The organism is Saccharothrix ecbatanensis, assembly GCF_014205015.1.
Lineage (GTDB): Bacteria > Actinomycetota > Actinomycetes > Mycobacteriales > Pseudonocardiaceae > Actinosynnema > Actinosynnema ecbatanense.
In genome coordinates, this window is record NZ_JACHMO010000001.1 from 4,427,650 (window position 1) to 4,440,336 (window position 12,687).

General features: G+C 68.6%; 11 protein-coding genes and 2 tRNA genes. 5 read left to right on the forward strand and 8 right to left on the reverse strand.

Annotated features, from left to right (window positions below):
- Positions 1 to 31 precede the first annotated feature (31 nt).
- Positions 32 to 499, reverse strand: coding sequence for a hypothetical protein (locus tag F4560_RS18135; protein WP_184921519.1), 468 nt, complete (start codon positions 497 to 499; stop codon positions 32 to 34).
- Positions 500 to 883: 384 nt separating this feature from the next.
- Between F4560_RS18135 and F4560_RS18140 the strand changes: the two genes are divergently transcribed.
- The gene (locus tag F4560_RS18140; protein WP_184921521.1) at positions 884 to 2,254 is read left to right on the forward strand and encodes a hypothetical protein; all 1,371 of its coding nucleotides are present in this window, start codon (positions 884 to 886) and stop codon (positions 2,252 to 2,254) included.
- A 134-nt stretch (positions 2,255 to 2,388) separates the two neighbouring features.
- On the opposite strand, the gene F4560_RS18145 is transcribed toward F4560_RS18140, so the two are convergent.
- Together F4560_RS18145 and F4560_RS18150 are read right to left on the reverse strand one after the other, a co-directional pair.
- Positions 2,389 to 2,465 (reverse strand) — tRNA-His (locus tag F4560_RS18145).
- Positions 2,466 to 2,467: 2 nt separating this feature from the next.
- A tRNA-Val gene (locus tag F4560_RS18150) sits at positions 2,468 to 2,540 on the reverse strand.
- 272 nt (positions 2,541 to 2,812) lie between these two features.
- On the opposite strand from F4560_RS18150, the gene F4560_RS18155 reads away from it, so the two are divergent.
- Entirely contained in the window at positions 2,813 to 3,466 is a 654-nt protein-coding gene (locus F4560_RS18155; RefSeq protein WP_184921522.1) for a pentapeptide repeat-containing protein, read from the forward strand.
- Here the strand turns inward: F4560_RS18155 and F4560_RS18160 are convergent.
- The 3 genes from F4560_RS18160 to F4560_RS18170 all read right to left on the reverse strand — a co-directional run bounded on the left by F4560_RS18160 (position 3,450) and on the right by F4560_RS18170 (position 6,562).
- Positions 3,450 to 4,811: a serine hydrolase domain-containing protein gene (locus tag F4560_RS18160; protein WP_184921524.1), complete on the reverse strand. Its 1,362-nt coding sequence runs from the start codon at positions 4,809 to 4,811 to the stop codon at positions 3,450 to 3,452. The genes F4560_RS18155 and F4560_RS18160 overlap by 17 nt on opposite strands.
- A 61-nt stretch (positions 4,812 to 4,872) precedes the next feature.
- Complete coding sequence (locus F4560_RS18165; RefSeq protein WP_184921526.1) at positions 4,873 to 5,448, reverse strand: LOG family protein; 576 nt, start codon at positions 5,446 to 5,448, stop codon at positions 4,873 to 4,875.
- Between the two features lie 394 nt (positions 5,449 to 5,842).
- Positions 5,843 to 6,562: an SDR family NAD(P)-dependent oxidoreductase gene (locus F4560_RS18170; protein ID WP_184921528.1), complete on the reverse strand. Its 720-nt coding sequence runs from the start codon at positions 6,560 to 6,562 to the stop codon at positions 5,843 to 5,845.
- A gap of 398 nt (positions 6,563 to 6,960) precedes the next feature.
- On the opposite strand from F4560_RS18170, the gene F4560_RS18175 reads away from it, so the two are divergent.
- Together F4560_RS18175 and F4560_RS18180 are read left to right on the forward strand one after the other, a co-directional pair.
- Positions 6,961 to 7,971, forward strand: a complete 1,011-nt coding sequence (locus F4560_RS18175; RefSeq protein ID WP_184921530.1) for a S66 peptidase family protein — start codon at positions 6,961 to 6,963, stop codon at positions 7,969 to 7,971.
- 527 nt (positions 7,972 to 8,498) lie between these two features.
- Positions 8,499 to 8,966 (forward strand): allene oxide cyclase barrel-like domain-containing protein, encoded by a 468-nt coding sequence (locus F4560_RS18180; RefSeq protein ID WP_184921532.1) that lies wholly within the window; start codon positions 8,499 to 8,501, stop codon positions 8,964 to 8,966.
- Positions 8,967 to 8,980: 14 nt separating this feature from the next.
- On the opposite strand, the gene F4560_RS18185 is transcribed toward F4560_RS18180, so the two are convergent.
- Together F4560_RS18185 and F4560_RS18190 are read right to left on the reverse strand one after the other, a co-directional pair.
- Positions 8,981 to 9,517, reverse strand: a complete 537-nt coding sequence (locus tag F4560_RS18185; RefSeq protein ID WP_184921534.1) for a type 1 periplasmic-binding domain-containing protein — start codon at positions 9,515 to 9,517, stop codon at positions 8,981 to 8,983.
- Entirely contained in the window at positions 9,498 to 10,091 is a 594-nt protein-coding gene (locus F4560_RS18190) for an ABC transporter substrate-binding protein (protein ID WP_184921536.1), read from the reverse strand. The genes F4560_RS18185 and F4560_RS18190 overlap by 20 nt, the downstream gene beginning before the upstream one ends.
- A 419-nt stretch (positions 10,092 to 10,510) precedes the next feature.
- On the opposite strand from F4560_RS18190, the gene F4560_RS18195 reads away from it, so the two are divergent.
- A complete protein-coding gene (locus F4560_RS18195) occupies positions 10,511 to 12,607 on the forward strand; it encodes a cellulase family glycosylhydrolase (RefSeq protein WP_246477838.1) in 2,097 nt (698 codons plus the stop codon).
- The last annotated feature ends 80 nt before the right edge of the window (positions 12,608 to 12,687 follow it).

Sequence of the window (12,687 nt, forward strand, 5' to 3'; positions counted from 1 at the left end):
CGGGTGGGCCCCTGTCCTCGGGTGGGCCTGGTCAGCGGTGGCCGGCGAACGGGCGTACCGCCTCATTGAGGTGGTCGACCGCTGCGGAGAACCACGCTTCGGGTAGCACGACCTCCAGCCGCCACGAGTACGCGGCTTTGTCCCAGGAGGCGCCGACGGATCGCTTGATCGGTGTTTCGTGCAGCTCACCCTGTGGACCTACGAGGTAGATCGTCGCGCCTTCGTTCGGAACGTGCGACAGCACCAGCGGGCGTGCCTCGAACCGCACGACCTGGTCCCACGGCACCACTTCGGCGCGGCGGACCGCGTGGTAGAGCAGGACACCACGCGGACCGAGGTGGACGCCGGCCCGCGCCGACCGCCACGTCACGGTCATCACGCTGCTGAAGAAGAGGAGCGCGAACACCACCCCCGGCCACGAGATCACGCGGTCGGGCGACGACAGGACGCTCACGGTGATCAGGAGCAGGAACCCGCCGCTGACGATCGTGAAGATCACTTGGGCCGACAACTTCCCGTGCGGAACAATCCGCTGCCATTCCCCCATGCGGGCAGCATTCGCCGGCGACCGCGGCCAGGGCAATCACCCGCGCGCATTCTTTACATCACCCGTGCGCCGAAGTACCGCTAGGCAGGGGTCGCAGGCGGGAGGTCAACGGCGCTCACCTCCAGCAGGTGCCGCAGCTGTTCTGCCTGCACATCCGACCCGCCAACCCGGTACCGGACGGCCACCCGGCGTTACGCCCACTGGGGATGGCGCGCGACCGTCGAAGGGGTGAAGTTCGAACTCTCGCGGGTGAGAGCCGCCTCCGCAGTCTCTCTGTCCTTCGTATGGTCGGTGCGGAAACTGCGATCAGGCCGAAGGAAGAGGTGGATCGTGCGCGTGTCCCCGATAGTGCACGGGCTCGTGGCCGTCTGCCTGGCCGCCGTCATGCCGGCCGTCACGTCCGCGACCGAGGAGATCACCCCGAAGGCGCCCGTCCACGCGTACGTCCACCCCTGGAACACCGTCCCACTCCAGCCCACGGTCTACGGCGTCAACAACGAGTGGCGCCAGGTCACCCACGCCGAATTCCCGGCGTTCGCGGACAAGATGCGTGCCCTCAACTATCAGATGCTGCGCTTCCCGGGCGGTTGGGAGGCCGAGCACTACGACTGGGCGACCAACCGAACCCCCGGCTGGGAGCACTCCCCCACCGTGCCCGGCGCGAACTCGACCCAGGCGAAGAACGCCGCCGCGAACCTCGCGTTCGTGATGCGCACCGCGCCCTACATCGACAACCCGACCACCGCCAACCTCGACGCACTGGCCAACCAGGCCCGTGACCTCGTGCTGGCCCACGGCGACAAGGTGAAGCACTGGCTCGTCGGCAACGAGTGGTGGCTGCACTGGGGCGGCGGCAGCGAGCGGGCGGTCAAGCTCCGGCGGTACGCGACCGTGGCCCGAGCCATCACCAATCGCATGAAGGCCGCGAACCCGGCGATCAAGGTGTACGTGACCGGCGACTGGACCCAGCCGGACGAGTTCGGCTCGATCAAAGCCGTCTTCGACGCCAATTCCAGCTGGCCCAACGTGGACGGGATCGACCTGCACGTCTACTCCGGCGACAACCCGGCCCTGCCGACCCACTACTCGAACATCGCACCGAACCTCGCCGACATCAAAGCGACCACCGGAAAAAGCGACCTGTTCATCTCCGAATGGGCCGCCACCAAGGGCGACTCCACCGACAACAAACGAGCCCTGCGGTCGGTGAACAACATGGTCCTCGTCATGCACAAGCTGATCCGCGCGGGCGCGACGGCCATGACCTATTGGCCCGCACCGGACATCGCCCCGGGCATCGGCCTGGTCGACGAAGCAGACGGCGTCTACACCGACCTGCCCCACGGCCAAGCTTTCCGTTGGATGGCGACGAGCATGGCCCAGCATTCGGTGCAGACCACCGGCACTCCCGAGACGGCGGCATCGCACAACACCGTCGCCAGGACGATCACCGTCCTCGTCCCGGCGAAGACCCTGTCCAACCAGGCCATCACGGTCCACTTCGCCAACACCGCGCTCACCGGCGTCCTGTCCGCGCAAGCCATGTGGATGCCCGACCCCGACACCACCAAGGAACCCGCGCGAATCACCGACGTCACCACCACGCTCGACACCGCGAACAACACGGTCACCGTCGTCGCCAACCCCGGCGCCACGGGCCGGGGCAGCAGCTACGAACTGATCCGCCTGATCGTCCGCTACCAGTAGTTCCGCTGGTCGCGCGTCCTGGTGTCGATCCAGGCACTCCGGAGATATGAGCTCCAGGTGGCCGCCGGGCCACGCGCGTGACCGCCCACCGCTCACCGGTGGACGGAATTCTAGGGTGGGTTTTTGGGGTGGTTTGGGGTGACCGACCGGACTCGCACCGGCTTCGACCAGATCCACAATCTGGCGCCTCGTCTACTTCGGCTTCGGCCACAGTCGTCCCGCCAGGCTTCGAACCTGGGACCTTCCGCATGTCGAGCGGATGCTCTACCGGCTGAGCTACAGGACGTCATTCTCCACATGCCAAATAGAAGAGCCGCCCGGATCGGTTTCCCGATGGGCGGCTCCCCGGTCACGACGACAGTCACGTCATGACAGGAAGTCCGCACAGCCCAGGAGCATTCGATGGACAGGATGGACCGCGTGTCGCATGTTCATCATGATGTCCGCTCCTTTCACGGTGGCGCGTCTCTGTGGTGCGGCAAGCATGCACGTCGCACGCAACCGCAAGCAACACCTTTATCCAGTCCCGCAAGCGATCGCTCGGCTACGATCCACCGCATGCCGGAACCCCGAGCCCTGGCGGACCTGCCCTTCGCCTCCTACCTGGAGGACCACGACGAAGAGCACCTCGAACCCGGCGGCGACTACAACGTCGTCCGCTTCACCGACCGGGAGTTCCCCGCCCAGACCGCCGGCAACGCGAGGTTCAGCGAGACGGCCATGTCCACCGTCCGGTTCACCGACGGGTCGTTGCGACGCTCCCGGTTCAACGACGTCTGGCTGCACGGCGTCCAGGTCATCGGCACCGACCTTGCCGAAACGGGATGGCTCGACGCGGAGATCGTGAACAGCGCGTTCGCCGGGGTGGCGATGTTCGAGTCGTCGCTGAGCCGCGTGACGTTCTTCGGCTGCAAGCTGGTCTCGATCAACCTCCGTGGCGCGACGCTGCGCGACGTCACGTTCGTGAACAGCATCCTGCGCGACGTGGACTTCACCGAAGCCGAGCTGACGAACGTCTCCTTTCCCGGCTCCACGCTCGAGGAAACCCGGTTCGAGCAGGCCAAGCTCAAGAAGGTGGACCTGCGTGAAGCCTCCGAGCTGGGCATCCGCAACGGTTACGACTCCCTCAAGGGCGCGACGATCACCTTCACGCAGGCACTCGACCTCGCCCCGATGTTCGCCCACACGCTCGGCATCACCGTGAAGGACTGACCTTCGGCGCCGCACGCAGCCCGAAGTGCAAATAGGGCGAACCGTCGGGCAGGTCGTAGAACACCACGGGCGCCCACGGGTCGTGCTCGTTGCGCCGTGCCGCGAAAAGCCCATCCCCCACCGGCACGAGGTCCATGTCGAGCGGCGTGCTGACCTCGGCCAGCTCACCGCTGTTCACGCCGCGCAGGTGCAGCACACCGTTCCGCTCGGTCACCTCCACCGTGAAGCCCTCGCGCGGGTAGCAGCCGACGTACCGGGCGATGTCCACGACGGGCGGCTCGTCCGGCGGCGCGAAACGCGGCACCGTGACACCGGCGCACTCCGCTAACAACTCAGTGAACAAACGGGAGTAGACCTCGGTGGCCACACCGCCGTTGGCGAGCAGCGCGACCGCCACCCCGGCCTCCGGCACCACCCGCAGTACCGCTTTCTGGCCGATCGTCGCGCCGTCGTGGCCGATCACGCGACCGCCGGGCCAGTCGTAGAGGATCCAGCCGAGGCCCCAATGCGCCCGCACGGCACGGCGGAACGGCAGCGCCACCTGCGGCTCCAGCATCGCGGCGACCTGGCCGGCGGGCAGGATCACGGTGCCGTCCGGCGCACGGCCGCCGTCCATGTGGAGTCGGGCGAACCGGACGACGTCGGCGGCGGTCGCGGTGATGGTCCCGGCCGGTCCGGCGGAACGGGCGAGATTCCACACGGGCGCGGGCACCGGATCTTCACCGGGTTCACCGAGATGGCCCAGGGCGGCACGGAATCTCAGCGCCTCCTCGGGCAGCGTCATCGTGCTGTGCGCGCCCAACGGGGTGAGGATGCGTTCCCGCAGCGCGACGTCCCAGACCTGATCGGTGAGCACCTCGACGATTCGGCCGAGGATGGTGAAACCGCTGTTGCAGTAGGACATCGTGACGCCCGGCGGGTGGTTCTGGCCGAGCCCGGCGCACGCCGCCACGTACACGGCCAAGCAGTCGTCACCGCGCCCGGTGTCGTGGAAGAAGTCCCCGTCGATGCCGCTGGTGTGCGAGAGCAGTTGCCTGGTCGTCACGGTCTTCGTAGCCACCGGATCGGCGACCGCGAACCCCGGCAACACCGAGGCGACCGGCGCGTCCAGGTCGAGCCTCCCCTCGGCGACCAGCTGCATGACCAGGGTCGCGGTGTACAGCTTGGTGATCGAGCCGATCTGGAACAGCGAGTCCGTGGTCGCCTCGACGCCGGTGCCGACGTGCAGCACGCCGGTCGCGCACTCGTGGATCTCCCCGTCGACCAGAACGGCCAGTGACGCGCCGGGGACCCGGTGCTCCTCGCACAGCTCCGCAAGCCGGTTCTCCCAATGGCCGATGTCCATCGCGCGCTCCCCCCGGATGCCGGAAATACCGTCCTGCCAACACGTTAACCGACTTCGTGATCTACGGGAGGGCGCTTTCCTCCGACCAGGTGTAGTCGGGCGGACGGTAGTCGCGGCAGCGCTCCAGGAGCCGGTCCAGGTCGTGGTCCACCAGCAGCATCCGGCGGTACGGCGGCTTGAGGAACCCCTCCTCCACCATGTGGTCGATCATCTTCAGCAGGTGCCCGAAGTAGCCGTCGACGTCCAGCAGGCCGACCGGCTTGGAGTGCAGGCCCAACTGCGCCCACGTCCAGACCTCGAACAGCTCCTCCAGCGTGCCCGCGCCGCCGGGGAGCGTGATGAAGGCGTCGGCGAGGTTCGCCATCAACGCCTTGCGCTCGTGCATCGACTCGACCACGTGAAGTTTCGTGAGATTTTCGTGCGCCACTTCCCACGCGACCAGGCTGCGCGGGATCACGCCGGTCACCGACCCGCCCGCCGCCAAGGCGCCGTCGGCCAACGCGCCCATCGTGCCGACCCTGCCGCCCCCGTACACGACTTCGATACCGCGTTCGGCCAACGTTCGGCCGACCAGCGCGGCGACCTCGACGTGCCGCACCCGGCCGCCGGACGAACCGCAGAACACGCACACTCTCATGCGCCCACGGTAGGATGTCGGCGGCCGGGCGGCCGAGATCACCCGAAAGTGGCACCGAGTTCGGGCATGAATGGAATCCCCGGATTTGTTGCCGAAGAAGAAAGGTGTGGCGCTCGGCCCCCCATGCTGACGGTAGGCCGTCGGCGGCCGGGCAACCGATGGAAGCCGGTGGAAGCCCGGCCGGGAACCCTAGGCGTGGAAGCCGGGCAGGCGGTGGAAGCCCGGGCGGGGCGGGCCTAGCCGGTGGAAGCTGGGCATCCGGCGGACGTCGCGGCTGGGGAAGGCCAGGTGACGGGAGCCGGGCATCCGGTGGACGCCCGGCCGGAAATGTCAGCCGGCCGAAGCCGGTCGAAGCCGGCCGGGGAAGGCCAGCGGCCGAGGCCCGCGCGGAAGGTTAGCGGCCCAGGCCCGCGCCTCCGTTCACGCCGATGACCTGACCGGTGATGTGGCCCGCCTCCGGTGACGTCAGGAACGTCACCGCTGCGGCCACGTCGGCCGGGGTGCCGGTGCGGCCGTTGGCGGGCTGTCCGACCAGCTTCTTGCGCCGTTCCTCGGACAGCGTGCCGCCGAAGAACTCGGTCTCCTCGGTGACGCCCGGCGACACCACGTTGACCGTGATGCCGCGACCGCCCAACCCGAACGCCAGGTCCGCGGTCCACGCCTCGATCGCTGCCTTGGCCGGTCCGTAGCTGCCCGAACCGCGGCGGGCCGCGATGGAGCCGATCGTGACCACCCGCGCGTCGTCGGCGAGGCGCGGTTCGAGCGCGGTGGTCATCAGTACGGCGGTGAGGACGTTCGACTCGAAGTTCGCCAGCCACAGGTCGCGCACATCTGCCAAGCCGTCCGGCGCGGGGCGGCGGCGGGCCATGTTGCCGCCGGCGTTGTTCACCAACACGTCCACGCGCTCGGGCAGTTCCGCCAACGCGGCCTGCACCTGCGCCGGGTCGGCGGCGTCGAACACCACAGCCCGTGCGCCGATCTCCGCCGCCGCGGCGGCCAGCACGTCCGCCCGCCGACCGGTCACCACGACGTCCAGACCCTGCTTGACCAACCCGGCCGCCACTGCCTTGCCGATACCCGTCCCGCCACCGGTCACGACCGCTGTTCTTGTCATGTGAAGGTCATATCAGCGCGATTCACCCGGGTCGATCCGCTCGTCGGCCCAATAATTCCGGTGATTGTTCACATTTGTGATCAGGGTGGCGATCCGTGTGGTCAGGGTGGCGATCCGTGTGATCAGGGGTGGTGCGCGAGGGGCGTTTGCGGTCGGGGAAGGAGATGAAAGTCATACCGCGTTCGAAGGTCATTTTCGCGTTCGGAGGTCATTTTCGGTCGAAGGTGTCGCGCTCGCCGGTAGGCGGTCGGTGGCGGGGTTGGTGGCGGGGTTGGTGGCGGGGTTGGTGGCGGCGGCGAGTCACGTATTGCGCAGGTCCGGGTATGTAGGCAATGCGTGCCGGATGGTCGGTCGGTAAATGTGTCGCGTGTTGCCGAGAGTGTCTGGATACTGCGTCGGTGACCGGCTCCGCACTGCCTCGACTGCTTCGACCTCGAGCCCTGAGGCCCGGCGATCTCGTCGTTATCGCATCGCTGTCCGGGCCGCTCCATGCCGCTTACGAACCCGACCTCAAGCAGGCGGTGGTCGTGCTCGAACGGATGGGATTCCGCGTTCGGCGGGCACCGCTTCTCGAAGCCGGCCGGCACCATTGGTGGAGCGCGGCTCGACCTGCGGAGATCGCCGAGGAGTTCAACGGACTGCTGCGTGACCCCGAGGTGCGCGCCATCATTGCGCACGACGGCGGCCAGACGGCGCTCGGCTACCTCGACCTGATCGACGTCGAGGCGATCACCGCCGACCCCAAGCCGATCCTCGGCTACAGCGACATCTCACTGCTGCACCTGGTCCTCTACGCGCGCACGGGCCTGGTCGGCTTCCATGCCGACTTGGCGACCCCTGGACTCGGCGGGCACTGGCAGGCTGCGCCCGCAGCGCGCCAGGCGGTGCTTGAGCAGCTCTACTCGAGGCTGCTGACCGACGACGAGCCGATCGGTGCGCTGCCGGCCACCCCGTCGTGGGAGTGCTGGCGTGCCGGCCGCACCGAAGGCCGACTTATCGGCGGGGTGATCAATCGCATCGTGCTGACACAGGCGACGCGTTTCGCGCTGCCGCTCGAATGGTTCGACGGCGCGGTGCTGTTCTGGGAGGAGATGGGCGGCCAGGCATCGTATGTGTGGAGCTACCTACAGGTGCTGCGGCACTCCGGCATCCTCGATCGCATCTCCGGCATGGTCGTGGGCATCCCGCACGCGATCGACGGGCTCGGGACGCCTGACTCATCCCCGACGCTGCCCGAGATAGTCCTCGACGTCCTCGGCGACCGCGACATCCCGGTCCTGGGCAACGTCGAGATCGGCCATGCCGGCCCGAATCTGCCGCTGCCGGTCGGCATCCGCGTCGCCCTCGATTCGCAGCAGGAGCAGAGGAGTTTGTCGCTGCTCGAACCGGCGGTATGCCGTTCGCGGTGACCGGACCCGACGGCGACCGGATCCGACGGCGACCGGATCCGACGGCGACCGGACCCGTCGGCGACCGGATCCGACGGCGACCGGATCCGACGGCGACCGGACCCGACGGCCGGCTGGAGAACCTACGGGCGGCCTGGGTCCAGCTGACGCCCGCGCGAGCCCTAGTGGTTGCAGCCAAGGCGATCCCGTCGAACTCCCGGCACGGCAGGTCGGCCAGGTCGTGGCGGCGACGGGACGATCGGCGCAACGCGGCCGGCCGTGCGCGCCGGACCGGGGTCGGTGCTTCTCACAGGTCCGCGAGCATGGAGCCTGATGTCGGCCGGCCGAATAATTCCGTGATTGTCCGCATTTGCGATCAGGGCGGCGGTCCGTGTGATCAAGGCGAGGCCCGTTCGCGGCCGGGTTAAAGGGGATACCACGTTCGAAGGTTCATTTTCAGTCGAAGGTGGAATTGACCGGCCTATCGCGCGATCTCCGCACTAGCGTCCGGACCGGAAGAGTGTTCCCAGGCTCCGGAGGTGTTTGTCGTGCAGGTCCACCCATGGCTGGTTCTCGCGCTCGCAGGCGGTCTTCTGGGCGCCGACCAGGTCAGTTCCGCCGAGACGACGGTGGAGGTCGTGTCGAAGCGGACGCTCATGTCCGCCCCCGCGGCGCCGACGGTCGGCGGCGGGTTCGTCGTCGGTGGCGACCTCTTCACCCCCGACGGCGCGACCCGCGTCGGTGACGGCTTCTCCCATTGCGGCGTCGTGTCGGTTTCGGTCGAGGTGCCGCCCGTGGTGACGGCGCACTGCACGTCGACGTTCCGGCTCAAGGACGGGGAGGTCCACCTCTCCAGCATGCGCACGTACAAGTCGATCGCGTCGGGCTTCAACGACATGACCATGGCGGTCGTGGGCGGCACCGGTGCGTACGCCAACGCCCGGGGTGAGGCCAAGGCGACGCGGGCGAACGGGTCGGGCGTGGGCTACAAGTTCGTCATCACCCTGGCCGACTGACGCACCCGGCAGGCTCAGCCGACTTCCAGGTCGCCGGACAGCGGGACGAGTGGTGAGCGGCGGTTGTCCACCACCGCCAACGACGGTCGCGGGCCGCCCCGCCACTGCCCGCCCGCCAACGGGATCGTCGTGACGCCGGGAGCCGGCCCACGGGTCCAGTCGAGCACGCCGGCCATCGTCGCCAAGCGCGTGGTCGACAGCACCTCGGCCACCGACGTGGTCGAATCGGCCGCCTCCACGGCGTGCACCGCGACCTCGAACAACGCGTGCGCGAGCCCGAGCGGTTGCAGCCAGGGCGATCCGGTCGCCTCCTCGTACGCCCGTGCGAGATCCTGTGGCGTGCGGCCGTTTCCGCCGACGTGCTCGTGCTCCGGCGTCCACGACACGATCGTCGCGACCCCGTCCAGCCCGTGCCGGGCCACGCCGAACGGGTAGGTCAGCCACCGCGAGCACGTCACCAGCCGGGGTCGCCGGGCGCGCACGACGGCGGCAAGGTCGGCGGCGGTCGCGGCACTGGTCACGACCTCCACGTCACCGAAACTCCACGTCACCGAACTCCACGTCACCGAACTCGGGCACCACGCCGCTCGACTCCCGGTATGGCAGGTCGATCAGGTCGTGCCCGCGCGCGACGGCGACGGGCCGGAACCACCGCCGCAACGCGCTCCCCTGCGGCCCGTCGTTCCACACGCAGCCGACCGTCCGCGCCGGACCCAGGTGCTCCCACAAGTCCGCGAACACGGACGCGATGTCGTCCAACCCCCAGCAGAAGTGGAACGCCCAACCCGGACTCGACCAGCCCGAACGCGACCAGCCCGAACGCGAACGGGCGGCGGCGAACACCTGCCACGGCAACGTCGTGGACACACACGGCACCTCGTGCTCGGCACACGCGTCCACCACCGCCGGCAACGTCGTCGTGCCGCCCAACGTCACCACCACCCGCACACCGGCCTCCACCAGCGACCGGGTCGCCGCACGGGCGCCCTCCGGCGTCGAACCGCTGTCCCGCAGCAGCACGTCGGCGGGCCAGGGCAGGGCGCGGGCGACGAACTCCAGCGGCGCGCCGAGCGACGCCAGCCTTCCGGTCGTCGCGAGGACGACTCCGATCACGGGACGCGGCACGGCGGCAACGTACCGACGTCCCTTCCACCACGATCGGGCGATCCCCGGCCGAAACCGGAGGGCGTTTCGCCCGCTGCCGAACAATCCGCTCACAGGGCGATCGTCGAAGGGATTCGATTCGTGCGGTCGAATCGCCGACCGGATTTCCGTCGAACACATCGACGCGATACCCGACTACCGCATCGCGGAACCGCGTTGTCAGTCGATTCGCGTCGAAACCCTTGCGTCACCCATCTGTTGCCGACAACATCATGGCGAGGCAGCGCTGGAACACGCCGCCGCGCCCGTCCGACGGTCGTGGCGCACGGGTGCGCCGGGCGGCGACCGGCGCATCTGGATTCCCACTGCGGCCGGTCCCGTCCTCGGCGCGCGTTCGGTTCCCACCCTTCCCGCTGCCGCATGCGATTACGAGGAGCGTCATGGCCGATATGCGCGGCAAGCTGAGAAGAATTCGGTGGCGGGTTGGCCTGCTGGCGGGCGGAATGGTCTCGTTGCTCGCGAGCGTGGGGTTGGTCGCGGTGACCGACGCCCAGGCGGCGGCGGGCTGCAAGGTGGCCTACTCGGTCCCCAGCCAGTGGCAGGGCGGCTTCAGCGGCAACGTCAACATCACCAACCTCGGCGACCCGATCAACGGGTGGCGGCTCACGTGGGCCTTCCCGTCCGGCCAGCAGGTCACCCAGGCGTGGAACGCCTCGGTCACCGCGTCGGGCGCGCAGGTCACCGCGACGAACGTCAGCTACAACTCGAACATCGGCACGAACGGCACGGTGTCGTTCGGCTTCAACGGCTCGTGGACGGGCACGAACACCGCTCCGACCTCGTTCGCGCTCAACGGCGTCACGTGCACCGGTGGCACGACTACCACCACCAGCACCACGACAACGACGACCACCACGACGACTACCACCACCACCCCGCCGGTCGGCGACGCGATGGCCCAGGTCGCCGCGATGCAGCCCGGCTGGAACCTCGGCAACTCGCTGGACGCCGTCGGCAGCGACGAGACCGCGTGGGGCAACCCCCGGATCACCGAGGCACTGCTCGACAACGTCCGCGCGCAGGGGTTCAAGAGCATCCGCATCCCGGTGACGTGGAGCGCGCACCAGGGACCGGCCCCCGGCTACACCATCGACGCGGCGTACATGAACCGCGTGAAGGAGGTGGTCGACTGGGCGCTGGCGGACGGCTTCTACGTGATGATCAACATCCACCACGACTCGTGGCAGTGGATCAACGCGATGCCGACCGACCGGACGAACGTGCTGGCCCGCTACAACGCGCTGTGGACCCAGCTGGCCACCAAGTTCCGCGACTCCTCGACCAAGCTGATCCTGGAGAGCGTGAACGAGCCGCAGTTCGCCAACAGCTCCGGTGACGCGCAGAACGCGCAGCTGCTGCACGAGCTGAACACGTCGTTCCACGGCATCGTGCGCCGGTCCGGCGGCAACAACGCCAGCCGACTGCTGGTGCTGCCGACCCTGCACACGTCGTCCGAGCAGGCCCGGGTGGACGAGTTGACGACCACCATCAACTCGCTCAACGACCGCAACCTCATCGCGACCGTGCACTTCTACGGCTACTGGCCGTTCAGCGTGAACGTCGCCGGCGGCACGCGGTTCGACGCCGCCGTGCAGAAGGACCTGACCGACTCGTTCGACCGCGTGCACGCCGCGTTCGTCGCGCGCGGGATCCCGGTCATCATCGGCGAGTACGGCCTGCTGGGCTTCGACCGGCACACCGGCACCATCCAGCAGGGCGAGAAGCTGAAGTTCTTCGAGTTCTTCGGCCACTACGCCCGCAGCAAGCAGCTCACCACCCAGTTGTGGGACAACGGCCAGCACCTCGGCCGCACGTCGTTCCAGTGGAGCGACCCGGAGCTGTTCGCGCAGATCAAGTCGAGCTGGACCACGCGGTCGGGCACGGCGTCGTCGGACCAGGTGTTCAGCGCCCGCGCGTCGGCGATCACGAACAAGGCGTTGACGCTCAACCTGAACGGCACGTCGTTCGTGGGCTTGCGCCACGGCACCACGGATCTGGTGCGCGGCACGGACTACACGGTCTCGGGCGACCAGCTGACCATCACGGCCTCCGCGATCACCAGGTTGAGCGGCTCGCGGGCGTACGGGACGAACGCGACGCTGTCCGCCCGGTTCTCCGCGGGTGTGCCGTGGCGGATCAACCTGGTCACGTACGACACACCGGTGCTCCAGAACGCGAACGGGACGACGGCCGCGTTCGCCATCCCGACCACGTTCCGCGGTGACCAGTTGGCCACCATGGAGGCCAAGTACGCGGACGGCTCCAACGCCGGGCCGCACAACTGGACGTCGTACAAGGAGTTCGACCAGGCGTTCGCGCCGGACTACACCGCCAACACGACCGTCCTGAAGCCGGCGTTCTTCGCCGACGTGAACGACGGCGCGAAGGTGACGCTCACGTTCCACTACTGGAGCGGCGCGAAGGTGACGTACTACGTGACCAAGTCGGGCTCGTCGGTCACCGGCAGCCTGACCTGAGCCACAACGACCGGCACTGACCTGCACTGCCCTGCCGAAAGTCGGCGGCCCGGAGCCCACCGCTCCGGGCCGTCGGTGCG